Here is a 25384-nt window from a genome sequence, read left to right as displayed (position 1 = left end):
TTCCGGGTCAGCTGGTCGCGGCGGTGGTCGCGGCCCACGGCTGAAGCCTGTTGGCCAGCCGGATCTCGTCCACGATCCGGCCGATGATGGTGGTGATGCCGAAGTCCTTGGGTGTGAACACGGCGGCGACTCCGACGGCCTTGAGAGCCTCGGCGTCCGCTGCCGGGATGATTCCACCCACGATCACCGGCACATCCTCCACCCCGGCCCGGTCCAACCGCTGTATGACGTCGGGCACAAGCTCCGGGTGCGCGCCGGACAGGATGGACAGGCCCACGCAGTGCACGTCCTCGGCGACGGCGGCCGAGACGATCTGCTCGGGTGTCAGACGGATGCCCTGGTAGACCACCTCGAAGCCGGCGTCGCGCGCCCGCACGGCGATCTGTTCGGCGCCGTTGGAGTGCCCGTCCAGGCCGGGCTTGCCGACCAGCAGGCGGAGCTTGCCGGCGCCGAGTTCGGCGGCGGTGGCGGCCACGGCCTCGCGGACGGCGGCGAGTTCGCCGCCCGGCTCGGCGGCGACCGCGACCGGCGCGCCGCCGACCCCGGTGGGGGCCCGGTACTCGCCGAACACCTCGCGCAGCGCGAACGACCACTCGCCGGTGGTGGCGCCGGCCCGGGCGCAGGCCAGGGTGGCGGCCATCAGGTTCTCCTCGGTGGCGGCCACCTCCTTCAGGCGGGCCAGCGCGACCTGCACCGCGGCCTCGTCCCGACGGCCGCGCCAGGCCTCCAGGTTGGCCAGCACGGAACGCTCGGAGGCCGGGTCGACCACCATGATGGCGGTGTCCAGATCGGCGGTGAGCGGGCTGTCCTCGGTGGTGTCGAAGCAGTTGACGCCGATGATCCGGTCCTCGCCGGCCTCGATCCGGGCCCGCCGGGCGGCGTGCGAGGACACCAGGTTGGACTTCAGGTAGCCGGACTCGACGGCCGGGATCACCCCGCCCATCCCCAGCACCTTGGCGATCTCCGCCTCGGCGCCGGCCAGCAGTTCCTCGGTCTTCGCCTCGACCACGTGCGAGCCGTTGAACAGGTCGCCGTACTCCAGCAGGTCCGACTCGTACGCCAGCACCTGCTGGATCCGCAGCGACCACTGCTGGTCCCACGGCCGCGGCAGGCCCAACGCCTCGTTCCAGGCCGGGAGTTGGACGGCCCGCGCGCGGGCGTCCTTGGACAGCGTGACGGCCAGCATCTCCAGCACGATGCGCTGGACGTTGTTCTCCGGCTGCGCCTCGGTCAGGCCCAGCGAGTTGACCTGCACGCCGTAGCGGAACCGCCGCTGCTTGGCGTCCTCGATGCCGTAGCGCTCCCGGGTGACCTTCTCCCAGAGCCGGGTGAAGGCCCGCATCTTGCACATCTCCTCGACGAAGCGGACGCCCGCGTTGACGAAGAAGGAGATCCGGCCGACCACCTCGCCCATCCGCTCGGCCGGGACCTGCCCGGAGTCGCGGACGGCGTCCAGGACGGCGATCGCGGTGCACATCGAGTACGCGATCTCCTGGACCGGAGTGGCCCCGGCCTCCTGCAGGTGGTAGCTGCAGATGTTGATCGGGTTCCACTTCGGGAGGTGCGCCACCGTGTAGGCGATCATGTCGGTGATCAGCCGCACGGACGGGCCGGGCGGGAAGACGTGCGTCCCGCGCGACAGGTACTCCTTGACGATGTCGTTCTGGGTGGTGCCGGTGAGCTTGGCGATGTCCGCGCCCTGCTCCTCGGCGACCACCTGGTACAGCGCCAGCAGCCACATGGCGGTGGCGTTGATGGTCATCGAGGTGTTGGTGCGCTCCAGCGGGATCCCGTCGAACAGGGTCCGCATGTCGCCCAGGTGCCCGACCGGCACGCCGACCCGGCCGACCTCGCCGCGGGCGAGGACGTGGTCGGAGTCGTAGCCGGTCTGGGTCGGCAGGTCGAAGGCCACCGACAGGCCGGTCTGCCCCTTGGCGAGGTTGCGCCGGTACAGCGCGTTGGAGTCGCTCGCGGTGGAGTGGCCGGCGTAGGTGCGCATCAGCCAGGGGCGGTCGCGTTCCTGAGCGGCCATCAGATGTTCCGGAAGCGGTTGATCGCGGGCAGGTGCTTCGCGCGCAGCTCGTGGTCGCGCACGCCCAGGCCCTCCTGCGGGGCCAGGCAGAGGACGCCGACCTTGCCCTGGTGCTTGTTGTGGTGCACGTCCAGGGCGGCCTGGCCGGTCTCCTCCAGCGAGTAGACCTTGGAGACGGTCGGGTGGATCTTGCCCTTGGCGATCAGGCGGTTGGCCTCGAACGCCTCGCGGTAGTTGGCGAAGTGCGAGCCGACGATGCGCTTCAGCGACATCCACAGGTAGCGGTTGTCGTACTGGTGCATGAAGCCGGAGGTGGAGGCGCAGGTGACGATGGTGCCGCCCTTGCGGGTGACGTAGACCGACGCGCCGAAGGTCTCCCGGCCGGGGTGCTCGAAGACGATGTCGACGTCCTCGCCGCCGGTGAACTCGCGGATCTTCGCGCCCAGGCGCTTCCACTCGCGCGGGTCCTGGTTGTTCTCGTCCTTCCAGAACTTGTAGCCCTCGGCGGACCGGTCGATGATCGCCTCGGCGCCCATGGCCCGGCAGACGTCGGCCTTGGCGTCGTTGGAGACCACGCAGATCGGGGTGGCGCCGCCGGCCAGCGCGTACTGGGTGGCGTACGAGCCGAGGCCGCCGCTGGCGCCCCAGATCAGCACGTTGTCCCCCTGCTTCATGCCGGCGCCGTTGCGGCTGACCAGCTGACGGTACGCGGTGGAGTTGACCAGGCCCGGGGAGGCGGCCTCCTCCCAGGTGAGGTGCTTGGGCTTGGGCAGCAGCTGGTTGGTCTTCACCAGCGCGAGCTGGGCCAGGCCGCCGAAGTTGGTCTCGAAGCCCCAGATGCGCTGCTCCGGGTCCATCATCGTGTCGTTGTGGCCGTCGGGGGACTCCAGCTCGACCGACAGGCAGTGCGCGACGACCTCGTCGCCGGGCCGCCAGGCGTTGACGCCGGCGCCGGTGCGCAGCACCACGCCCGCCAGGTCGGAGCCGACCACGTGGTACGGCAGGTCGTGGCGCTTCGTCAGCGGGGAGAGCCGGCCGTAGCGCTCCAGGAAGGAGAAGGTGGAGACCGGCTCGAAGATCGAGCTCCACACGGTGTTGTAGTTGACGGCGCTGGCCATCACGGCGACCAGGGCCTCGCCCGGGCCGACCTCGGGCAGCGCGACGTCGTCCAGGTGGAGCGACTTGCGCGGGTCCTTGTCCCGGCTGGCGAGGCCGGCGAACATCTGCTCCTCGTCCTTGTGGAGCGTCACGGCCCGGTAGGACTCGGGCAGCGCGAGGCCCGCGTAGTCGGCGGACGTGGCGTTGCCGCTGAGGATCGCGTCGAGAATTTCCTGCATGGCTGCCTCCGAAGGCGTACCTGTGCGAGGGACACAGGGCGTCTGGGGGAGCCGGGAGCGGACACCGGCTTCGCTGAGGGTCTGAGGGGTGGGGTACTGCGGTGGTGCGACGGATCGGGTGGAGTCGCAGGTACACGTCCCCCGGGTCGGAGGGACACCGGACGACGGCGCGCCGAGGTGGGGAGCCGCGGCGCCGCGACCGGTGGCAACAAGGTAGTGGCACCCTGTGCCACTCGTAAAGACACGGGGTGCCAACTTCTTGCGTGAGCCAGAACACGCCGGCCGGGGGTTTCCCGGAACGCCCGAAGGCCCGTTCCCGAAATGCGGGAACGGGCCTTCGATTCTGCCTTCGACCTGCGGAAACTGCCTTGATTACACGGGGCTTCGGCCCGCCAGGGCGGCCCGAATCGAATCCACCACGGTCTCCAGCGGGGCGTCCGTGCGGGCCACTGTGATCAGTACCTCACCACTCGGGCTGGCACTGAGTGCGCTCAGGGCCGGGGAGTCCTCCGGCACCACTCCGTCACCACTGGCACCGGGTGCCACAGTGGTGCCGCGGCGGCGGGCACCGCTCGGCGGGGTCGGCCAGAACGTCCCCCGGATCACCTCGAAGGAGTGGTCGAGCTGCGCCTCCACATCGCCGTGCCCGCCGGCCCGCAGCCAGCGCCGCAGCACGTGGTTGTGCGCCGCGACCACCGCCGCCGCCGACACCTCGGCCAGCATCGAGTCGTCGTCCCCGCCGCGCTGCCAGCTCGGCGGGGTCTGCTCGGCCGCGTCGAACCGGCCCAGCAGGTACCGGGTGAACAGCCGCTCGTACCGGGAGACCACCGCGATCTCCCGCTCGCGCAGCGCCGACACCTGGCGGATCAGCTGGTAGCGGGCCACCGACATGTCCGGGGTGGAGGCGTACATCCGCAGCACCTCCTTGATGCCCCGGCACACCACGTCCAACGGGTGCTCCTCCGGCTCGGCGCTGGCCAGCAGGTCGGCCACCCGCACCAGGGTGTCGTCGTGGTCGGGGAAGATCGCCTCCTCCTTCGACCGGAAGTACCGGAAGAAGGTCCGCCGGGCCACCCCGGCGGCGGCCGCGATCTGATCGACCGTCGTCTCCTCGTACCCCTGGGTGGCGAACAGCTGCATGGCCGCCGCCGTGAGGTCCTGGCGCATCTGCAGCCGCTGGGCGGCGGCCCGGCGACTGCCTGCCCCGGACTCCACCCCCGGCCGCGACTGGTCGGGCCCGGCGGCCGACTGCTGCTGCTGGGAAGGCGAGGTCTGGCGATCCATGCCCGGAACGCTACACGCACCCGGTGCCGCCCCCGCCGGCCTGGCCCTGCGCACCGGCGCCGAAGGCGGCGCCACGGCGGGCCGGGGCCACCGCGAGGAGACCGTCCCGGCACCCCAAGGGGGCCTCGGCGCAGCCGGGTTGACGCCTTCGGAGGGCGACGGACGGGGGCTCGGCGAGGACGCCGGACGGCCCGTCATCGCCGTGCGTGGTCGCGGAAACCGCGGCCGGTCTTGCGGCCCAGGCAGCCCGCCGCCACCAGGTGCTCCAGCAGCGGCGCGGCCGCCAGACCCGGCTCCCGGAACTCCTGGTGCAGCACCTTCTCGATGGTCAGCGACACGTCCAGGCCCACCACGTCCAGCAGCTCGAACGGGCCCATCGGGTAGCCGCAGCCCAGCTTCATCGCGGTGTCGATGTCGTCCACCGTCGCGTAGTGCTCCTCCAGCATCCGCACCGCGTCGTTCAGGTACGGGAACAGCAGCGCGTTCACGATGAAACCGGCCCGGTCGCCGCACTCCACCGGGTGCTTCTTCACCTTCCCGCACAGCTCCAGCACGGTCGCCGTGACGTCCTCCGCGGTCAGCACCGTGGAGACCACCTCGACCAGCCGCATGGCCGGCGCCGGGTTGAAGAAGTGCATGCCGATCACGTCCTGCGGGCGGGACGTCGCCGTCGCGCAGGAGATCACCGGCAGCGAGGAGGTGGTGGTCGCCAGCACCGCGCCCGGCTTGACGACCTTGTCCAGGGCGCCGAACAGCTCGCGCTTGACCGCGAGGTCCTCCGCCACCGCCTCCACCACCAGGTCCACGTCCGCCAGATCCTGGTAGCCGGACACCGGAGTGACCAGCGCCAGCGCCGCGTCCCGGGCCTCCTCGGACAGCCGGCCGCGGGACACCGAACGCTCCAGCGACTTCGCCAGCTGCGCCTTCGCCCGCTCCGCCTTCTCCTGGCTGCGGGCCGCCAGCAGCACCGGGAAGCCCGCCTTCGCGAACACCTCCACGATGCCGGTCGCCATCGTCCCGCTGCCGCACACGCCGACGCTGCGCACCTCGCGGCCGGCCGGACGCGCAGCGGCCTCCGCAGCCTCCGCGGTCCTTTCGGCGACCGGCCGGGACGAGCCCGGGGCCTCGTAGGTGTAGAAGCCGCGGCCCGACTTGCGGCCCAGCAGGCCCGCCGCGACCAGTTGGCCGAGGATCGGCGCCGGGGCGTGCAGACGGTCCTTCGACTGCTCGTACATCGCCTCCAGCACGGTGCGGGCGGTGTCCACGCCGATCAGGTCCAGCAGCGCGAGCGGGCCCATCGGCAGGCCGCAGCCCAGCCGCATCGCCGCGTCGATGTCCTCCCGGGTGGCGTACCGGGACTCGAACATCGCCGCGGCCTGGTTCAGGTACGCGAACAGCAGGCCGTTGGCGATGAAACCCGCCCGGTCGCCGGCCGCGACCGGCTCCTTGCCGAGGTCGCGCGCCAACTCGGCCACCTGCTCGGCGGCCTGGGGCGAGGTCAGGACGGTGCGGACCACCTCGACCAGCTTCATGCTGTGCACCGGGTTGAAGAAGTGCACGCCCAGCACCCGCTCCGGGCGGGCCGTGGCCGCCGCGATCCGGGTCACGCTCAGCGCGGTGGTGCCGGTCGCCAGCACCGTCCCGGGCGGGCAGATCCGGTCCAGCTCGGCGAACAGGGCGCGCTTGAGCTCCAGGTCCTCCGGGACCTCCTCGATCACCAGGTCCGCCTGCGCGGCCGCGGTCAGCTCGTCGCCGACCTCGATCAGCGAGAGCAGCGCGGTGCGCTCCTCGGCGGTCAGCCGATCACGCGCCACCGCCCGGGCGGTGGACGCCTCGATCCGGGCCAACGCCCGAGCCGCCTGCGCCGGACCGGCTTCCACGCCGATCACGCGCCGGCCGCTCCGGGCCACCGCCACGGCCACCCCGGCACCCATGGTGCCCAGGCCGACGACGGCAACAGTGGGGAAGGGACGCTCCATTGTCCAGACTCCTTGTCATGGGCCCGCGCCGACGGCCCCCGCCACGACCCGGACAGCCGGGCACGCGTGACGGGGGAGGGTGTGCCGACGGCACGGGAGAAATGGGGAACGGAAGAAGAACAGCGGCGACCCCGCGCTACGGACCGGTCCGCTCCGGTTCCGTTCGAGGGGCAGTGCCGTGGTGCTCAGGCGCTCCGAAAGGTCATGAAGCGACGCCGACGTGCACACGGGAGAAGAAGCGCAACCCGCCGGTGCGGCTCCCGAAGCCCGGCGCTGGTGCGTGCGGACACTGTAGCCCAGCTACTCGCGGGTAGGAAGGGGCAATCGCGCTTCGCCCGAGGGCGGTTGACTCTGCGGTGCCCTGAAGGAATTCGGTCGCTGATACGCGGAACGGCCCCGCCCGGAGGGTTCCGGGCGGGGCCGTTCGGCTGTCGCGGGGGTCAGTGGGCCATGACGGGGACGGCGTCCTCGGCGGTGGCGGGGGAGTCGTGGTGTTCGGGCTTGCCGGCGGTGATCAGGGTGAAGGCGGTGATGCCGGCCAGGACCAGGATGCCGAAGGCCCACCAGATGGCGGTGGAGTAGGAGTGGACCTGGATCTGCAGGGCGAAGAGCTTGGGGTCGGTGGTGGCCGCGGCGGCCTTGTGGGCGTCGAGGTACGCGGTGCCGGCGCTGTGGGCGACGGTGGAGAGGAGGGCGGTGCCGATCGCGCCGCCGACCTGCTGGGAGGTGTTGACCATCGCGGAGGCGACGCCGGCGTCGCGGGGCTGCACGCCGAAGGTGGCCAGGCTCATGGCGGGCATGAACGCGGTGCCCATGCCGAGGCCCATCAGGACCAGGCCGGGCAGGATCTGCCAGTACGAGGTGTTCACGTCGATCTGGGTGAGGATCAGCAGGCCGAGCGAGGCGACCAGGAAGCCGGGCGCCATCAGGTAGCGGGCCGGGACCCGGGTCATCAGGCGGGCGCCGATCTGGGTGGAGCCGGTGATCATGCCGGCCACCATCGGGAGGAAGGCGAAACCGTTGACCAGCGGCTTGTAGCCCAGCACGCCCTGCATGTAGAGGGTGAGGAAGAGGAACAGGCCGAACATGCCGATCACGGCCATGCCGAGCGAGAGGTAGACGCCGCCGCGGTTGCGGTCGGTGATCACGCGCAGCGGCAGCAGCGGGGCGGAGACCCGGCTCTCGACGACCACGAACGCGGCGAGCAGCACGGCGGCGGCGACGAACAGGCCGATGGTGCTGGAGTCTCCCCAGCCCTGGCTCTCGGCGCGGGTGAAGCCGTACACCAGGGAGACCAGGCCGGTGGTGACCAGCAGCACGCCCGGGATGTCGAGGCGGTTGCGGTTGAGGCCGACGGCGGGCTCGCGGATGACCATGATCGCGCCGGCCAGGGCGACCGCGGCGAACGGGATGTTGACGTAGAAGGTCCAGCGCCAGTTCAGGTACTCGGTGAGCGCGCCGCCCAGGATCAGGCCGATCGCACCGCCACCGCCGGCGACGGCGCCGAAGATGCCGAACGCCTTGGCGCGCTCCTTGCCGTCGCTGAACATGACGGCGAGCAGCGAGAGCGCGGCGGGCGCGAGCAGCGCGCCGAAGACGCCCTGCAGGGCGCGGGCGCCGAGCAGCATGGCGGTGTTGACCGCGGCGCCGCCGATCGCGGAGGCGGCGGCGAAGCCGACCAGGCCGACCATGAAGGTCCGGCGGCGGCCCCACAGGTCCGCGACGCGGCCGCCGAACAGCAGCAGGCCGCCGAAGGCCAGCGCGTAGGCGGTGATCACCCACTGGGTGGTGCTGTCGGCGAAGCCGAGGTCTTCCTTGGCGCGGGGGAGCGCGATGTTCACGACGGTCGCGTCGAGGACGACCATCAGCTGTGCCAGCGCGATGAAGACGAGCGCCTTCCACCGGCGCGGGTCCGGCTGGAGGGTTTCGGACATGGAGGTACCCACCTGTGAGTGCAAGAGAACGTGCGGAACGTGCGGAGGCATGCAGCCGCCCCGTTCGGGCGGTCTGTCGTAAGTCGTATGGGTGGAACGGGAGTTGAGCCGGATGCGTCAGGCGCGCCGGGAGAGTTCCTCCAGGGTCACGGCATGGCCGGGCAGCGGGGACGGGGTGGCGGTGCGCAGCCCGTCCAGCAGCAGTTGGAGGTGACGGTGGACCAGCGGGCCCAGGTCGAGACAGGCGGCGCCGGGGAGCGGTCGGGTGAGCTGGGACATGGCGACCACGATGTCGCCGGCTCCGACGTCGGTACGGAGCAGTCCGTCGGCCTGCGCGCGGGCGACCAGGTCCTCGGTGGCCTGTCTCATCTCGGCGCGGGCGTCGGCGAGTTCGGGGTCGTCGGGGTCGATGGTGCCGGTCAGCAGGGAGCACAGCGCGCCGATCCGCTCGTCGGCGGCGGCGTGCACGAAGCGGCTCACCGCGGCGAAGGAGTCGGGCTCCTCGGCGGCGGCCGCGTGCGCGTGCGCCACGACCCGGTTGATGACGGCGAGCGACACCTGCTGGATCAGCGTCCGGCGGTCGGCGAAGTTGCGGTACAGCGTGGCGTTGCCGACGCCGGCCCGGCGGGCGATCTCGTCGAGCGGGGCCAGTGCCCCGTACTCGACGAAGGCCTCGCGGGCGGCGGCGACGATCCGTTCGCGGTTGCGGGTGGCGTCCGAACGCCGGCGGGGAGCGGCGACGGTGGTCATGGTGCGCTCCCTTCGAGCGGGCGGAGAACGGGGTGGGGCGAGCGGGGAGTAACTCCCCGTTTCGCTGCGACGGAGGTTCAAACGGGGAGAGGGTCCCCGGAATTTCATCATCCGATGTGACCTGCGTCACTTTCAGGTTTCCACGGACGGGTGACGTCCCGGCCGAGTCGCCCGGACACCGCATCGCCGCAGGCCAGCATGGGCGCATGAGCACCGAGAAGCCCCGCGCCGAGCGCGCCGCCGAGGCCCGACTGGCCGCCACCAGGATCGAGGCCGAGGGCGTCGACGGCGTGATCGTCGGCTGGGTCGACAACGCCGGCGTCACCCGGGTCAAGACCGTCCCCGTCCGCGGCCTGGAGAGCGCCGCCCGCTGGGGCGTCGGCGCCGCGCCCTGCTTCGACGCGTTCCTGGTCGACGACTCGCTCGCCCCGTCCGGCAGCCCCGTCGGCGACCTGCGCCTCGTCCCCGACGTCGCCGCGCTGCACCGGCTCGCCGCCCAGCCCGGCTGGGCCTGGGCCCCCGGCGACCGCTGGACCCAGCAGGGCGAACCGCACCCAGGCTGCCAGCGCCAGTTCGCCCGCCGCACCGCCGAGGCCCTCGCCGAACGCGGGCTCACCGTCAAGGCCGGCATCGAGGTCGAGTGGATCGTCGAGGGCGGCGGCGACGGCCCCGCGTACGGCATGCGCCGCGTGGTCGCCAACAGCGACTACCTGCGCGACCTGCTGCGCACCCTGCGCGAGCAGAAGCTGACCGTGCTCCAGCTCCACCCCGAGTACAGCGACGGCCAGTTCGAGCTGTCCGTCGCCCCCGGCGGGCCCGTCGAGGCCGCCGACACCGCGCTGCTGGTCCGGCACACCGTCCAGGCCGTCTCGCTGCGGCACGGCCTGCGGGCCAGTTTCGCCCCCGTCACCGCCCCCGGCGGCGTCGGCAACGGCGGCCACCTGCACCTCAGCCTGTGGCGCGACGGCCAGAACCTCGGCCACGGCGGCAGTGGCCCGCACGGCCTCACCCGGGAGGCCGAGGCGTTCTTCGCCGGGGTGCTCGCCGAACTGCCCGCCCTGCTCGCCCTCGGCGCCCCGTCCGTCGCCAGCTACCTGCGCCTGGTGCCCGGCCACTGGTCCGGCCCGCACCGCTGCTGGGGCCTGGAGAACCGGGAGGCCGCGCTCCGGCTCATCACCGGCTCCGCGCCCGAGCAGGCCAACGCCGAGGTCAAGTGCTTCGACGCCGCCGCCAACCCCTACCTCGCGGTCGGCGGCGTCCTCGCCGCCGGGCTGGCCGGCCTCGGCGCCGCGCTCAGCCTCCCCGCCGAGACCACCGGCGACCCCGACGGCGTCGCCGAACGCCTCCCCGCCCGCCTCGACGAGGCCGTCGACGCCCTGCGCAAGTCCGAGGTGCTGCGCACCGCGATGGGCGAGCCGCTCTGGCAGTCCGTGATCGACGTCCGGGAGGCCGAGATCGCCCGCTTCGCCGACCACGAGCCGGCCCGGATCATCGAGGCCGTCCGCTACCGCTACTGACGTTCCGTCGGTTCGCCGGACCTGGCGGGCGGCGTTCCGACGGGGCCGCCCCGCCGCCGAGCCCGATCAGTTCGCCGGCGGCACCGTCCAGCCCGGGCACATGGCGATCGCGGTCAGCCGGTCGAGCGACACCAGCGGCGCCCGGCCGGCGTCGGCGTCGTCCGCGCCCGCCGGGTTCACGGCCGTCACCCGGACCCGGTTGCCGTCCGGGCGCAGGATGTCGACGACCGTCTCGGTGGCGCCCTGGGCGTTCGGCACCGGGCGGTTCTCGACGCTGCGGATGCGGGTGTCGTCGGGCAGCACCGGGGCGTCCGCGAACCAGGTCCGTACGGTCTCGTCGGCCTCCTGCTGCGCGAAGTGCAGGACGACCCTCCGGTCCTGGTCGGTCAGCGTCGCCGTCTGCTCCGGGCCGGAGGTGCTGGACAGCACCTTCAGGCCGGGCGGCAGCAGGTCGGGGCGTTGCACCGGGGCGTCGACCGGGAGCTTCGGCAGGGTCCGGCTCAGCGGCCCCGCGAAGGCGCGCCAACCCGGGTCGGTGGCCAGCGTCCAGAGCCGGGTGACGGACAGCAGCGGCTTCGCCCGGGGACGCCCGTTCGCCGTGGCGTAGCCGGTCGAGCTGACGACGACCTTGAGCCCGTCCGCGGTGTCCCACTGGACCGCGGTGCGCCCCCGCCGGGCCGATGCCTCGGTCCATTCGACGACGGTCACCTTGCTGCCGTCGTCCTGGGCCGCCTCCTGGCAGATCACGCTCTCGAGCGAGTACGCCGGGCAGGAATTCTCCGGCGGCGGGCCGCCCGCCCGGTAGATGTCCACCGTCAGCTGGGTCGGACCGTCGCCGTCGTCCAGGGTCAGCGACGCCCACGCCCGGGTGGTCGGGAACGCGGCCGACCCGACCGCCGACCCGTCGGAGCGGAGGATCTTCAGCTCCGCCGGCAGCCGCTCCGCCACCGCCGAGACCAGGTGCGCCTCCTGCGGGATACGGGCGGCACCGGAAGGATCACTGACAAAGGGGGAGGGTGTGGCGGACGTCGCCGGGCCGACGCCGTCCGTGTACAGGTCGCCCGGCAGGACCGCCGCCGTCGCCCCGCTCACCAGCAGCACCGCCGCGGCCGCCCCCAGCGTCAGCCGACGGCGCTGACGGCGGCGGCCCCGGGTCGCGCCGCCTGCGGTCAGCGTCGGGGTGTCGGGGACGAAGCTCTCGCCGGTCTCGCGGAAGACCTGGCACAGCCGGTCCTCGAAGTCGTGCTCGGGCAGTGCGGGCATGCGTGATCACCGTCTCCGGGGGCTGAAGGACAAAGACAAGGGGACCGACCGGACGTCAGTGCGCGGCGAGGTCGGTGAGGCCGTCGCCCAGCAGGGCCCGCAGCCGGGCCAGCGCCCGCGAGGCCTGCGACCGGACCGCGCCCGGGCGACAGCGCAGGATCTCCGCCGTCTCCTCGACGCTGACGTCCTCCCAGTAGCGCAGCACCAGCACCGCGCGGTCCCGGGGCGGGAGTTCGCCCAGCGCCTGGAGCAGTGTCATCCGCAAGGTGCTGTCGCCGTCCGGGCCCGGCAGGTCCGGAACCTCCGCGATCGGACGCTCGCCCGAGCTGCGCCGCCGATGGTGGTCGATGAACTGCCGGTACAGCACCCCCTGTGCGTAGCCCGCCGGATTCTCGATCGCCCGACCGCCGAACAACCGCCCCGGCCGCCGCCACACCACGTACATCCGACTCAGCGTCTCCTGCACCAGATCCTCGGCGAGATGGGTGTCGCCGCCCGTCAGCAGACAGGCCGACCGATAGAGCGGGCCGGAGCGGTTCGCGGCGAATTCCGCATACTCCAGTTCGGCGCTGCGCCCAGCTGCTCCTGCCACGTTCGCTGTTCTCCCCCGGGTCCGTACCTCGTCACCCTTCAGACGGAACAGGGTGGCAGCGGTGTCACGGGGTGGGCGCGAAAACTTTTTCCCGACTCTCAGCGGGCCGTCAGGAGCTCCACTCCGTCGGCCGCGAGGCGCTCCAGCACCGGGTGGGTCGGATCCGCGTCGGTGACCAGGCCGCCGATGCGGGGCCACGGCAGGACGCGGAACGGGGAGGCGGCGCCGATCTTCTCGGCCGAGGCGAGGATCCAGGTCTCGGCGGCGCGGGCGGCCAGGGCGCGCTTCATGGCGGCCTCGTCGGCGTCGCCGGTGGTCAGGCCGGCCTCCGGGTGGACGCCGGTGACGCCGAGCAGGCAGAGGTCGGCGGAGACGTTCTGGGCGGCCTCGACGGCGGCGGCGCCGCACGCGACGGCGGAGTGCTTGAAGATCCGCCCGCCGAGGAGGAAGAGCTCGGCGCGGGGGTGCTCCAGCAGGGCCGCCACCACGGTCGGGCTGTGGGTGATCACGGTGCAGTCGAGGTCGGCCGGGAGCAGGCCGGCCACGGCGAGCGCGGTGGTGCCGCCGTCGAGGATCAACGTGCTGCCGGGGCGGACGAGTCCGACGGCCGCCGCCGCGACCCGGCGCTTGCCGTCGGGGGTCACCGACTGCCGCTCCGCGTAGCCGACGACGGCGGGCGAGGCGGGCAGCGCCCCGCCGTAGACCCGCTGGCACAGGCCCTCGGCGGCCAGGTCGCGCAGGTCGCGGCGGACGCTGTCCTCGGAGATGCCGAGGTCGGCGGCGACGTCCTTGGCCACCACCTTGCCCTCTCGGGCGAGCAGGGCCAGCAGGTGGTCGCGTCGTTCAGCAGCCAGCATTTCTTGTTCTCTCCTGTTCTTGCATGTTTCTGCGTGTATGGTAGCGGCCCATGACCGACACCGACGTACCTATGCTCGTCCTGATCGCCGGACCGTACCGCTCCGGCACCGACGGCGACCCGCAGGCGATGGCCGCCAACCTGGCCCGGCTGGAGGCCGCCGCCTGGCCGGTCTTCGCGGCCGGACACCTGCCGGTGATCGGCGAGTGGATCGCGCTGCCCGTGCTGCGCTCGGCCGGCGCCGGACCGACCGACCCGCTCGCCGACCAGGTGCTGTACCCGGCCGCCGACCGGCTGCTCGCCCACTGCGACGCCGTGCTCCGCCTGCCCGGCGACTCGACGGGTGCCGACCAGGACGTCGCCACCGCCCGCCGCCGCGGCCTCCCCGTCTACCACGACGTCTCCGAACTCCCGCGCCGCGCACCGCAGGTGACACGATGACCGGCCGCCCCGGCATCGACGTCCCCGACCACCGGGGCCGCACCGGACTGGACCGGGCCGGACGCGAGCTGCGCGGCAACCCCGATGTGGTGGTGCGCGAGGTCGAACTCACCTCGCAGGGCTGGCACGTCCTGCGCCGCACCACCTTCGACCACCGCCGCCGCGACGGCAGTTGGACCAGCCAGCAGCGCGAGACCTACGACCGCGGCAACGGCGCGGCGGTGCTGCCGTACGACACCGACCGCGGCTGCGTCCTGCTCACCCGCCAGTTCCGCTACCCGGCGTACGTCAACGGCCACCCCGACGGCCTGCTGATCGAGGCCGCCGCCGGCCTGCTGGACGACGACGACCCGGCCACCGCGATCCGCCGCGAGAGCGCCGAGGAGCTCGGGGTCGAACTCGGCCCGCTCACCCACGTGTTGGACGCGTACATGAGCCCCGGGTCGGTGACCGAGCGGCTGCACTGCTACGCCGCGGCCTACCGCCCCGCCGACCGCACCGGCCCCGGCGGCGGGCTGGCCGAGGACGGCGAGGACATCGAGGTACTCGAACTGCCCTTCGCCGAGGCACTCGCGATGACCCTGGACGGGCGGATCGCCGACGGCAAGACCGTCCTGCTGCTCCAGTGGGCGGCGCTGCACGGCCCGTTCGCACCGACCCGCTGAACCGTGCAAGAACGTGCAGCTTGCCGGAACGGCCCGTTCGGCGGCGCCGACTCCCTAGAATCGGCCCGCCCGGCGCGCACCGAGCACCATCCGGACGCCTCCGGCCAGTTGACGGCACTTCGAGGCGAGGGGGGCGGATGGCGGGCGAGGAGATACCCGGAGCACGGGACGAGCTGCGGCGGCGCGGGGAGCGGCTGTTCGCCGAGTTCGCCGCCCTGCTGGAGACGCTGGCCCCCGGGCTCGCGCCGGCGGTCCGGCTGCCCGAGCACCCGGACATCACCGCCTTCGGCAACCCGCTGTCCTTCGGCCACCACCGCCAGGTGGCCTTCGACCGCCCGCCGACCGACCCCGACCTGCAGGCCCGGGCCGAGGCGGCACTCGCCGACTGGCAGACCACGGTGGAACGCACCGGGACCGGATCCGCCGTGCTGCACGCCTGGCGCGACGGCATGACGCTGCGCCTGCACTTCCACCCCACGCGCGGCCTGACCCTCTGCCGGGCCGACCTGGAGCCGATGGCCCTGCACCACCCGGAGGTGTTCGTCCGCCCCGAGCCGCTCCTCGCCCCCGAGGACGTCCGTCCCGGCCACGAACTCTGCCCCGAGTGCGAGGGCCTCGGCCGGTGCGAACGCTGCTGGGGTCGGGGCTGGACCATGGGCGGCGTCACCTGGGGCGGCCGCACCGAGGGCCGCGCCCGCTGCGGCGACTGCCACGGCAGCCGGGCCTGCCCCTTCTGCCGCGGCGCAGGCGAACGCCCGGCCCGCTGACCCCGACCGCCGGGCAGGCCGCCGGCGGGCGGCCCGGGCCGGGCCACCCGCTCCCGCGCGCAATGCGGTGGCCGCCGCCTCCCGCTTGGCAGGATGGTGGGCCCGACCGCAGCTCAGAGGGGTCCGAGACGATGCCCACGCCCGCCGATCGCCTGGAGGCGGCCCGCAGTTCGGGCGACCCGGACGTGCTGCGTGCGCTGGTGGCCGTCGGGCTGCCGTTCGTCGACCAGGCGCTCGCCGAGAATCCGCGCACCCCGCAGGACGCGCCGGCGGCGCTGGCGGCGGCGCCGCGCGGCAGGTGCACCGCCTGGAACGACAACCGGCTGCTGCGGCTGCTGGCCGAGCATCCGAGCGCGGACGCCCCGGTGCTGGACGTCGTGCTCGCGGCGGTGGCGGAGCAGCTCGCGGCGGGGCAGCGGCCGTACGCGGCGGTGATCGCGTTGGCGGCTCGGGTCGAGGTGCCGGCCGGGCGGGTCCGGGCGCTCGGGGAGTCGGCCGGTGCGTCGGCGCGGGTGCGCGGGCGGGTGGCCCGGGTGCTGGCCGGGCGTCGGTAAGTTTCACACCGCCCGGCGGGGCGCGAGTGGGTGCGCTCCCACGGTCGAAGCATCAGTATCGGCCTTGTGTAAGGGAGTTAGCCGTGATCCAGGCTGCGCACTCTCTTGACACCCGCCACCCCGCTCCCGATATTTGGGAGCGCTCCCACCCCAGGACTCCACCCCAGGACTCCCCCACCCACCCCCACCGAGGAGCCGTCATGTCTCCACCCCGCAACCGGGCCACGGCGCTGAGCGCCGCCCTCCTGCTGCTCACGGCCGGCCTGTCCACCGCCGTGGCGGTGCCCGCGTCGGCCGCCGCCGTCCAGTGCTCCGTCGACTACACGGTCAGTGACTGGGGCACCGGCTTCACCGCCAACGTGGCGATCAACAACAAGGGCACCGCCGCGCTCAACGGCTGGACGCTCACCTACACGTACGCCGGCAACCAGACGCTCTCCGGCGCGGGTTGGAGCGGCACCTGGAGCCAGTCCGGCAAGAACGTCAAGGTGGTCAACGCCGACTGGAACGGCGCGATCCCGGCCGGCGGCTCGGTCAGCGCGGGCGCCAACTTCTCGTACAGCGGCACCAACGCGGCCCCGACCTCGTTCGCGGTCAACGGAACCGGCTGCACGGGCGCGCACGCGGCCCCGACCACCACCCTGACCAGCCCGGCCCCGGGCGCCAACTACCAGGCGGGGGCGGCGATTCCGCTCTCCGCGACGGCGAGCGCGGCGGACGGCGCGAGCATCGGCAAGGTCGAGTTCTACGACAACACCACGCTGCTCGGCACCGCCACCGCCGCCCCGTACACCTTCAACTGGACGGGCGCGGCGAGCGGCAGCCACTCGATCTACGCGAAGGCGTACGACAGCCTCGGGGCGAGCAGCGAGTCCACCCCGGCGGGCATCACGGTGGCGTCGGGGCCGGCCGTCACGGCCACCCCGCTGACGCTGTCGGTCAACCAGGGCAAGACCGGCAGCTTCACCGTGAAGCTGTCCGGCCAGCCGAGCGCGAACGTCACCGTCACCACCACCCGCACCTCGGGCAACACCGGGCTGTCCGTCAGCTCCGGGGGGACGCTGACCTTCACGCCGAGCAACTGGTCCACCGCGCAGACCGTGACGCTCACCGCGGACGCCTCGTCCACCGGCTCGGCGACCTTCACCTCCGCCGCCACCGGCTACACCTCCTCGGCGGTCACGGTGACCGAACTGGCCGCCGCCTCGGGCGTGTACAACGACCGGTTCCTGCAGCTCTACAACAAGATCAAGGACCCGGCGAACGGCTACTTCTCGCCCGAGGGCATCCCGTACCACTCGGTGGAGACCCTGCTGGTGGAGGCCCCGGACCAGGGGCACGAGACCACCTCGGAGGCGTACTCGTACCTGCTCTGGCTGGAGGCCCAGTACGGGCGGGTGACGAAGGACTGGTCGAAGTTCAACTCGGCGTGGACGCTCATGGAGACGTACATGATCCCGGGTCACGCCGACCAGCCCACCAACTCGGCGTACAACGCGTCCAAGCCGGCCACCTACGCCCCCGAGCACCCGCTGCCGAGCGACTACCCGTCGGCCATGGACTCCGCCGTCACCCCGGGCAACGACCCGATCGCCGCAGAGCTGAAGAGCGCGTACGGCACCGACGACATCTACGGCATGCACTGGCTGCAGGACGTCGACAACGTGTACGGCTACGGCAACGCGCCCGGCAAGTGCGAGGCCGGGCCGACCGACACCGGGCCGTCGTTCATCAACACCTACCAGCGCGGCGCGCAGGAGTCGGTGTGGGAGACCATCCCGCAGCCGACCTGCGACAAGTTCACCTACGGCGGCAAGAACGGCTACCTGGACCTGTTCATCAAGGACAGCTCCTACGCCAAGCAGTGGAAGTACACCGACGCGCCGGACGCCGACGCCCGCGCCATCCAGGCCGCGTACTGGGCCGACACCTGGGCCAAGGCGCAGGGCAACGGCCCGCAGGTGGCGACCACGGTCGCCAAGGCGGGCAAGATGGGCGACTACCTGCGGTACTCGTTCTTCGACAAGTACTTCAAGAAGGTCGGCAACTGCACCGGCCCGACCACCTGCGCGGCCGGCAACGGCAAGGACTCCGAGCACTACCTGCTGTCCTGGTACTACGCCTGGGGCGGTGCCACCGACACCTCGGCCGGCTGGGCCTGGCGGATCGGCGACAGCGCGGCGCACGGCGGCTACCAGAACCCGATGGCCGCGTACGCGCTGGTCAACGACCCGGCGATGGCCCCGAAGTCGAGCACCGGCAAGACCGACTGGACCACCTCGATGGGCCGCCAGGTCGAGTTCACCCAGTGGCTGCAGTCCAGCGAGGGCGCCATCGCGGGCGGTGCCACCAACAGCTGGAACGGCAGCTACGACACCCCGCCGGCCGGCACCCCGACGTTCTACGGCATGTTCTACGACGAGGCGCCGGTCTACCACGACCCGCCGTCCAACCAGTGGTTCGGCTTCCAGGCCTGGGGCCTGGAGCGGATGGCCGAGTACTACTACTCCAGCGGCGACGCCAAGGCCAAGGCCATCCTGGACAAGTGGGTGACCTGGGCGCTGTCCCGGACCACCTTCAACGCCGACGGCAGCTACAAGATCCCGTCCACGCTGTCCTGGAGCGGCAAGCCGGACACCTGGAACGCCGCCTCCCCGGGCGCCAACACCGGCCTGCACGTGAGCGTGGTCGACTACACCAACGACGTCGGCGTGGCGGGCTCGTACGCCAAGCTGCTGTCCTACTACGCGGCCAAGTCCGGCAACACGGCGGCGAAGACCGCCGCGCAGAAGCTGCTGGACGGCATGTGGGCCAACAACCAGGACACCATGGGCATTTCGGTGCCGGAGACGCGGACCGACTACAACCGGTTCAAGGACTCGGTGTCGGTGCCCGGCGGTTGGACCGGCACGATGCCCAACGGTGATGCGATCAACAGCAGTTCGACGTTCCTGTCGATCCGCTCCTGGTACCAGCAGGACCCGTCGTTCGCGAAGGTGCAGAACTACCTGAGCGGCGGCGCGGCACCGACCTTCACGTACCACCGGTTCTGGGCGCAGGCCGACATCGCCACGGCGATGGCCGCCTACGGCGAGCTGTTCGGCGGCTGACCGCCCGTCCGCAACCGCGCGGCTACGGGCGCCCGGCGGCGGCCCGCAGCCGCACCACAGTCCGAGTGCCCGGTCCGACCGACAGCGGACCGGGCACTCGCCCGTTCTAGGCCGATTGTTTTACTACCTCTTGATTTTTGTCATATGAGCTGAATAGTCTCCCGGCCATTCGCGCGCTTTCGATCACCTCGATCGCGCCCGCCGACTCTCGGGAGGGTCAACCCCTATGAGCGTTCCCCGGATCCGCCGCTCCGCACTCCTCGCCGCAGGTCTCGCCCTGGTCACGGCCGGCGCCCTCGCCGGACCCGTCGGCAGCGCCGCCGCGGCCACCGCCTCGGCCGCCACCGGGCAGCCGATGAACTATGTGGTCAACACCAAGGCCAACCACGGACAGACCCAGAAGGCGGAGCGTGAGATCCGGGCGGCCGGCGGCAGCATCGTCGCCTCCTACGAGCAGATAGGCGTGGTGATCGCCCGCTCCTCCGACCCCGGCTTCGCCGCCAAGCTCCGCCAGTCGAAGACCATCGACTCGATCGGCGCCAGCCGCACCGCCGGCATCCAGGCCTCCACCGACGTCCAGGTCGGCGTCGAGGAGACCGTGCCGACCGGCGCCACCGCCGACGGCAGCGAGCCGCTCTGGGCCAACCAGTGGGACATGCGGCAGATCGGCGTCGACCGGGCCCACACCGCGACGCTCGGCAGCCGCGACGTGGTGGTCGGCGTGCTCGACTCCGGCATCGACGCCGCCCACGAGGACCTCGCCGCCGCCGTCGACCCGGCGCTCTCCGCGTCCTGCCTGAGCGGCCGCCCCGACACCGACTGGCAGTCCTGGCAGCCCACCAGCAGCCACGGCACCCACGTGGCCGGCACCATCGCCGCCGCGAAGAACGGCAAGGGCATCGAGGGCATCGCCCCCGGCGTCCGGCTGGCCGCCGTCAAGGTGGTCGACAACGGCGGGTTCATCTACCCCGAGTACGCGATCTGCGGCTTCGTCTGGGCCGCCGAGCACCACTTCACGATCACCAACAACAGCTACTACGTCGACCCGTGGATGTTCAACTGCGCCGGCGACCCCGACCAGGCCGCCGTCGCCGAGTCCGTCCGCCGGGCCGTCGACTACTCCCGCCGGGGCGGAGTGCTGAACGTCGCCGCCGCGGGCAACGAGAACATCGACCTCGCGCACAAGACCGTCGACGTCAGCAGCCCCGACGACACCGACCCGGCCGAGCGGCCGATCGACGCCAGCTGCCTCAACCTGCCCGCCGAACTGCCGGGCGTGATCGGGGTGTCGGCGATCGGCTCGAAGGGCGACAAGTCCTACTACTCCAGCTACGGCCTGAACAAGGTCGCCGTCTCCGCCCCCGGCGGCGACGCCACCGCCTTCCAGGCCCCCAACACCCCCGACCGCAAGGGCGGCGTGCTCTCCACCGTCCCCGGCAACAAGTACGCCTACATGTCGGGCACCTCGATGGCCTCCCCGCACGTGGCCGGCGTCCTCGCCCTGCTCGCCTCCACCCACCCGGGCGCCAATGCCGACCAGCTGCGCAGCCTCCTGGTGAAGCAGGCCGACCCGCACGCCTGCCCCACCGGTGTCTTCAACCCCGGCGGCACCGGCCTCTACAAGGCCACCTGCGAGGGCACCGAGGCCAACAACGGCTTCTACGGCGCCGGCATCGTCAACGCGGCCAAGGCCGCCGGCAAGTAACACCCTGCCCGCAGTCGGGCCACCGGCCCCGTCCGGCCTTCGGGCCGGGCGGGTGTCGGTCGCTCCGGTCGTGGGTGCCGTCGGCCGGTGGTCGGCTCTGCCGACCGCAGGTCAGTCTTCGGGGGCGATGTGGCGGGACCAGTCCGGCTCCACGGAGGCGAGACCGGACCGGTTGGGGACCTGCTTGAGCCAGGCGGGGCGGGCGGCTGTGCGGGCGGCGGCGGCGCGCTCCTCGGCGGCGCGGATCTGGGCCGGGGTGGCGAAGCCTTCGGGCAGCCAGGCGGCCGAGTCGGCGACCCGGGCGGCGAGGTGTTCCACGTACGCGGTCCGGACGGCGGACGGCGAGTCGAAGCCCGGCTCGTCGGCCAGCCAGGCGTCCGGCACCAACGCGGTGACCTCGGCGAGGAGTTCGGGCGTCACCAGGGGTGCGAGCGCGGCGTCCGCGGCGGCCACGTCCGGGCCGTAGCCGCCGAGCGCGTGGCCGCTGAGGTCGTAGCGCTTGTGCACCGAGGCCGCGGCCGAGGACCAGCGGTGGTGGAAGATCAGCCCGGCGCCGTTGTCGATCAGCCAGAGCTTCCCGTGCCAGACCATCAGGTTGGGGTTGTGCACGCTGCGGTCGACGTTGCCGGTCAGCGCGTCCAGCCAGACGATCCGTCCGGCCTCGGCGGGGGAGACGTCGATCATGCCGGGCTTGAAGTCGCGGGCGCCCGGCAGCAGGTCCATGCCGAGGTTGCGGCCGGCGCTGGCCCGCAGCAGGTCCTGGATCTCCTGGTCGGGTTCGTCCGCCGCGACCGCCGGGTCGAAGTCGACCAGTACCAGCGGCGGCACCCGCAGTCCGAGCCGTCGGGCCAGCTCGCCGACCACGACCTCGGCCACCAGCGCCTTGACGCCCTGCGCCGCGCCGGTGAACTTGACCACGTACGTGCCCAGGTCGTCGGCCTCCACCACACCGGGAACCGATCCGCCCGCGCGCAGCGGGTCGACGTACCGCAGCGCCGTCACCTCATCCAGCATTCGCCCACCCTAACGCGAGCCCGTTCCGGGTTTGGCGGGGACAGGTCGCGATGGTTGGCTTGGCGGCGACGCCGAGTGCGGATGCGCAGACGGCCGGACCGAGGAGAAGTGAGCAGATGGGCAAGGTGCACGCCACCACCGGGCGGACGTACGGGGCCGACCCGGCCCGGGTGTACGAAGCGCTGGCCGACTACGCGGTGACCCGGCCGAAGCTGCTGCCCGTGCAGTACAGCGAGTACGAGGTGCGGGCGGGCGGCACCGGCGCGGGCACCCAGGTGCACTGGAGGCTCCAGGCCACCGAGAAGCGCGTCCGGGACTGCCTGTTCACGGTGACGGCGCCGAGCCCGGACACCCTGGTGGAGACCGACGCCAACTCCTCGATGGTGATCACCTGGACGGTCGCGGCCACCGGCGAGAGCGGCAGCAAGGTCACCGTCGAGGCGACCTGGACCGGTGCGACCGGCATCGGCGGCTTCTTCGAGCGCACCTTCGCCCCCAAGGGCCTGAACCGGATCCACGACCAGGTCCTGGCCAACCTGGCGGCCGAACTCGGCTGAGCCGCACAGCGATTCGGACACCCGTACGGCATGTCAGCCGTGCGGGTGTTCTGCTTCCTCGTACGGGTGAAGTGCGCCCGGTCGGCCATGTCCGCCAACTTAGGCTCCGGGCCGTGCAGATGACGATCCTTCATGTCTCCCAACCGGTCGAAGGCGGCGTGGCTCGGGTGGTGGTCGACCTGGTGCGCGGACAGCGCGCGGCCGGCTGCCGGGTCCTGGTGGCCTGTCCGCCCGGCGGCCGGCTCGCCCAGGAGGCCGCCGCGGCCGGCGCCCGGGTCCTGGACTGGCCCGCCGAACGCTCACCCGGACCCGGCACCGTCGGCGAGGCCTGGCGGCTGCGCCGGATCCTGCGCCGCACCGCACCGGACGTGTTGCACCTGCACAGCGCGAAGGCCGGGCTGGCGGGCCGGCTGGCCGCCCGCGGCTGCGCGCCCACGGTGTTCCAGCCGCACGCGTGGTCGTTCGCCGCGGTCGAGGGCCGGCTCGCCCTGGTCGGCCTGCGCTGGGAGCGGTTCGCCACCCGGTGGTCCCGCAGCCTGCTGTGCGTCAGCGAGCGGGAGAAGGCGGACGGCGTGGCGGCCGGGCTGGTCGCGGACTGGCGGGTGGTGCCCAACGGCGTGGACCTGACGCACTTCACGCCCGCCGACCCGGCGTCCCGGCGGGCGGCCAGGATGACCCTGGGCCTGGAGCAGTCCGTCCCGCTGGCGGTCTGCGTGGGCCGGCTGTGCCGCCAGAAGGGCCAGGACGTCCTGCTGGACGCCTGGCAGCGGGTGCAGATCCGGCTGCCGGAGGCCCGGCTGGTGCTGGTCGGCGGCGGCCCGGACGCGGACGCGCTGGCCGCGCGGGTGCGGACGCTGCCCGACCCGTCCCGGGTGCGGCTGGTGGGCGACGTGGCGGACCCGCGGCTGTGGCTGGCCGCCGCCGACCTGATGGTGCTGCCCTCGCGCTGGGAGGGGATGGCGCTGGCGCCGCTGGAGGCGATGGCGTGCGGACGGGCGGTGCTGCTGACCGACGTCGCGGGGGCGCGGGAGTGCGTTCCGCCGGGTGAGCTCGGCCGTTCGGTGGTGCCGCCGGAGAATTCCCGAGCGATGGCCGAACGGCTGGTCGAATTGCTTTCCGACCGGATCGAATGCGAACGGCTAGGCCTGCTGGCGCGCGAGCATGTGGCAGATCATCACGATATCCGGCAAGTAATCTCGCAGGTGGCGGCTATTTACCGGACTATTGTTCGGAGCCGGGTGGTCCCGGTGGGCCGTGCATCGCGTGTCCCGCAGCGATTCTGATCGTTTGTCAGGCCGTGGGGGCCCACCCGCACTGGTGTGGCCTTCCTTCCTGAATGTCTGATTATTAGGCGGGTGGAATGAAATGGCATGTCAGCTGCCTGTGCTGGTAAGGGCGTTCGGTAATGTCTGATTCTGCCTGCTTCGTCCCTTTTTCCGCCGGGGAAATGATCGACCGTCAATTGTGGCAGCAGGTGCATACCTGGACGGGTTCACAGCAGGGGAGTTCGTGCGCTGATGAGCATTGACCACGAGAGTGTGCCGCGGTCGGCCGACGTGCTGGCCGGTCCCGGCCGCGACCGCCACGGTGCCGGACTCCTCGACCGACCGCGGTCCCGGGCGCTGCCGCCCCGGACCTCGGCCGGCGTCGGCCGACACCGCGGCGGGCTGCACTCCCGGGTCGCCCTGCCGTTCGCGCTCGCCGGCGCCGACACCCTGGCGGTCGCGCTGGCCGCCACCGCCACCGCACCGGACGCCGCCCGGCCGACCGCCACCGCCCTCCTGCTGCTGCCCGCCCTGCTCCCGCTCAACCTGGCCGGCGGCCTCTACCGCAGCCGGCTCAGCCTCTCCGCCCTCGACGAGTTCCCCGCCCTGGCCGCCCGCGCCGCCGTCGCCACCGCCTTCGCCGTCACCGCCGACGCCTGCCTGACCGGCCACTGGACCGACCTCGGCGCGATGGGCCCGATGCGGCTGCTCGCCCTGCTGCTGCTGATGCTCCCGCTCGCCGCCCTCGGCCGCGCCTACGTCCACCACCTCACCCGCCGGGCCCGCCGCCGCCGTCCCAGCCCGGTGCTGATCCTCGGCGCCGGCGAACTCGGCCAGCGGATCGCCGACGTGCTCATCGCCCGCCCCGAGTACGGCCTGCGGCCGGTCGGCTACCTCGACCCCGACCCGGTGCTGCTGCCCCCCGGCGGGCCGCTGCCGGTGCTCGGCGGCCGCGAGGTGCTCGGCCGGGTGCTGCGCCGCCACCGCATCCACCACGTGCTGGCCACCGGCGGCGCCGCCGACGACGCCGCCACGCTCGCCACCCTGCGGCACGCCGCCCGGCTCGGCTGCCAGGTCTGGCTGCTGCCCGGCCTGCGCGAGTTCGACTCCGTGCAGGGCGCCGCCGGCGACCACCTGTGGGGCTTCCCCTGTCTGCGGCTCGGCGCCCCCGCGATGCGCCGGCACGGCTGGGTCGTCAAGCGCGCCTTCGACATCGCCGCCGCCGGCCTCGGCCTGCTGCTGATCTCCCCGCTGCTCGCCGCCTGCGCCCTCGCGGTGCGCTGGGAGACCGGCCCGGGCATGCTCTTCCGCCAGCAGCGCACCGGCCTCGACGGCCGGATCTTCACCCTCCTCAAGTTCCGCACCCTGCGCCCCAGCAACGAGCACGAGTCGGCCACCCGCTGGAACATCGCACAGGACCACCGGATGGGCCCGGTCGGCAGGTTCCTGCGCAAGACCTCGCTGGACGAGCTCCCGCAGCTGTGGAACGTGCTGCGCGGCGACATGAGCCTGGTCGGCCCGCGCCCCGAACGCCCCTACTTCGTCATGCGGTTCGGCCAGGCCTACCCCGAGTACGCCGACCGGCACCGCGTCCCCGTCGGGCTCACCGGACTCGCCCAGGTCAACGGCCTGCGCGGAGACACCTCCATCGAGGACCGGGCCCGCTTCGACAACCGCTACATCGAGGGCTGGAACCTCTGGCAGGACGCCAAGATCCTGCTCCGCACCGCCGCCCTCGTGGTCCGCCCGGACGGGAGCTGAC

General features: G+C 72.7%; 20 protein-coding genes. 10 read left to right on the top strand and 10 right to left on the bottom strand.

The genetic code is table 11. The features are described 5' to 3' along the window. Nucleotides 1-7: 7 nt before the first annotated feature. The 6 genes from AMK19_RS22570 to AMK19_RS22545 form a co-directional block, all read right to left on the bottom strand. Nucleotides 8-2032 (bottom strand): protein meaA, encoded by a 2025-nt coding sequence (locus AMK19_RS22570; RefSeq protein ID WP_073814715.1) that lies wholly within the window; start codon nucleotides 2030-2032, stop codon nucleotides 8-10. Then, on the bottom strand, nucleotides 2032-3369 hold the full coding sequence (gene ccrA, locus AMK19_RS22565) for a crotonyl-CoA carboxylase/reductase (protein WP_073814713.1): 1338 nt from the start codon (nucleotides 3367-3369) through the stop codon (nucleotides 2032-2034). Before ccrA ends, AMK19_RS22570 begins: the two co-directional genes overlap by 1 nt. A gap of 372 nt (nucleotides 3370-3741) precedes the next feature. Continuing rightward, nucleotides 3742-4653, bottom strand: coding sequence for a TetR family transcriptional regulator (locus tag AMK19_RS22560; RefSeq protein ID WP_073814711.1), 912 nt, complete (start codon nucleotides 4651-4653; stop codon nucleotides 3742-3744). Nucleotides 4654-4847: 194 nt separating this feature from the next. Continuing rightward, nucleotides 4848-6632 carry a 3-hydroxyacyl-CoA dehydrogenase family protein gene (locus AMK19_RS22555; RefSeq protein WP_073814709.1) on the bottom strand — a complete coding sequence of 595 codons (1785 nt, stop codon included), beginning with the start codon at nucleotides 6630-6632 and terminating at the stop codon, nucleotides 4848-4850. A 440-nt stretch (nucleotides 6633-7072) separates the two neighbouring features. Continuing rightward, complete coding sequence (locus AMK19_RS22550) at nucleotides 7073-8566, bottom strand: MFS transporter (RefSeq protein ID WP_073814707.1); 1494 nt, start codon at nucleotides 8564-8566, stop codon at nucleotides 7073-7075. Nucleotides 8567-8683: 117 nt separating this feature from the next. Next, nucleotides 8684-9316: a TetR/AcrR family transcriptional regulator gene (locus AMK19_RS22545; RefSeq protein ID WP_073814705.1), complete on the bottom strand. Its 633-nt coding sequence runs from the start codon at nucleotides 9314-9316 to the stop codon at nucleotides 8684-8686. A gap of 206 nt (nucleotides 9317-9522) precedes the next feature. Here AMK19_RS22545 and AMK19_RS22540 point away from each other — a divergent pair, with 206 nt between their 5' ends. Continuing rightward, nucleotides 9523-10833, top strand: coding sequence for a glutamine synthetase family protein (locus AMK19_RS22540; RefSeq protein ID WP_083647213.1), 1311 nt, complete (start codon nucleotides 9523-9525; stop codon nucleotides 10831-10833). A gap of 66 nt (nucleotides 10834-10899) precedes the next feature. Here AMK19_RS22540 and AMK19_RS22535 read toward each other — a convergent pair whose 3' ends face one another. The 3 genes from AMK19_RS22535 to AMK19_RS22525 form a co-directional block, all read right to left on the bottom strand. Next, nucleotides 10900-12096 (bottom strand): hypothetical protein, encoded by a 1197-nt coding sequence (locus AMK19_RS22535; RefSeq protein WP_073814703.1) that lies wholly within the window; start codon nucleotides 12094-12096, stop codon nucleotides 10900-10902. A 55-nt stretch (nucleotides 12097-12151) separates the two neighbouring features. Continuing rightward, a complete protein-coding gene (locus tag AMK19_RS22530) occupies nucleotides 12152-12688 on the bottom strand; it encodes a SigE family RNA polymerase sigma factor (RefSeq protein WP_073814701.1) in 537 nt (178 codons plus the stop codon). Nucleotides 12689-12786: 98 nt separating this feature from the next. Then, nucleotides 12787-13545, bottom strand: coding sequence for a DeoR/GlpR family DNA-binding transcription regulator (locus AMK19_RS22525; protein ID WP_073814700.1), 759 nt, complete (start codon nucleotides 13543-13545; stop codon nucleotides 12787-12789). A gap of 50 nt (nucleotides 13546-13595) precedes the next feature. Between AMK19_RS22525 and AMK19_RS22520 the strand changes: the two genes are divergently transcribed. The 6 genes from AMK19_RS22520 to AMK19_RS22495 all read left to right on the top strand — a co-directional run bounded on the left by AMK19_RS22520 (nucleotide 13596) and on the right by AMK19_RS22495 (nucleotide 20786). Then, complete coding sequence (locus tag AMK19_RS22520; protein WP_241844524.1) at nucleotides 13596-13985, top strand: DUF4406 domain-containing protein; 390 nt, start codon at nucleotides 13596-13598, stop codon at nucleotides 13983-13985. Continuing rightward, nucleotides 13982-14650 carry an NUDIX domain-containing protein gene (locus AMK19_RS22515; protein ID WP_073814696.1) on the top strand — a complete coding sequence of 223 codons (669 nt, stop codon included), beginning with the start codon at nucleotides 13982-13984 and terminating at the stop codon, nucleotides 14648-14650. Before AMK19_RS22520 ends, AMK19_RS22515 begins: the two co-directional genes overlap by 4 nt. 137 nt (nucleotides 14651-14787) lie before the next feature. Then, a complete protein-coding gene (locus tag AMK19_RS22510; RefSeq protein WP_073814694.1) occupies nucleotides 14788-15417 on the top strand; it encodes a hypothetical protein in 630 nt (209 codons plus the stop codon). Nucleotides 15418-15548: 131 nt separating this feature from the next. Then, nucleotides 15549-15971 (top strand): hypothetical protein, encoded by a 423-nt coding sequence (locus AMK19_RS22505; RefSeq protein WP_073814692.1) that lies wholly within the window; start codon nucleotides 15549-15551, stop codon nucleotides 15969-15971. A gap of 200 nt (nucleotides 15972-16171) precedes the next feature. Beyond that, the gene (locus AMK19_RS22500) at nucleotides 16172-19081 is read left to right on the top strand and encodes a glycoside hydrolase family 48 protein (protein WP_073814690.1); all 2910 of its coding nucleotides are present in this window, start codon (nucleotides 16172-16174) and stop codon (nucleotides 19079-19081) included. A gap of 226 nt (nucleotides 19082-19307) precedes the next feature. After that, a complete protein-coding gene (locus AMK19_RS22495) occupies nucleotides 19308-20786 on the top strand; it encodes a S8 family peptidase (protein ID WP_073814688.1) in 1479 nt (492 codons plus the stop codon). A gap of 111 nt (nucleotides 20787-20897) precedes the next feature. Here the strand turns inward: AMK19_RS22495 and AMK19_RS22490 are convergent, their stop codons facing one another. Further along, nucleotides 20898-21800, bottom strand: a complete 903-nt coding sequence (locus tag AMK19_RS22490; RefSeq protein ID WP_073814687.1) for a HipA family kinase — start codon at nucleotides 21798-21800, stop codon at nucleotides 20898-20900. A 116-nt stretch (nucleotides 21801-21916) separates the two neighbouring features. Here AMK19_RS22490 and AMK19_RS22485 point away from each other — a divergent pair, with 116 nt between their 5' ends. The 3 genes from AMK19_RS22485 (at nucleotide 21917) to AMK19_RS22475 (ending at nucleotide 25383) form a co-directional block, all read left to right on the top strand. Then, on the top strand, nucleotides 21917-22357 hold the full coding sequence (locus AMK19_RS22485; protein WP_073814685.1) for an SRPBCC family protein: 441 nt from the start codon (nucleotides 21917-21919) through the stop codon (nucleotides 22355-22357). 119 nt (nucleotides 22358-22476) lie between these two features. Further along, nucleotides 22477-23640, top strand: coding sequence for a glycosyltransferase (locus tag AMK19_RS22480; RefSeq protein ID WP_073814683.1), 1164 nt, complete (start codon nucleotides 22477-22479; stop codon nucleotides 23638-23640). Nucleotides 23641-23874: 234 nt separating this feature from the next. Beyond that, nucleotides 23875-25383 (top strand): sugar transferase, encoded by a 1509-nt coding sequence (locus tag AMK19_RS22475; protein WP_073814681.1) that lies wholly within the window; start codon nucleotides 23875-23877, stop codon nucleotides 25381-25383. Nucleotide 25384 lies beyond the last annotated feature (1 nt).

This window comes from Kitasatospora sp. CB01950 (genome assembly GCF_001905465.1).
GTDB lineage: Bacteria > Actinomycetota > Actinomycetes > Streptomycetales > Streptomycetaceae > Kitasatospora.
This window is presented reverse-complemented; position numbering and strand designations above follow the sequence as displayed.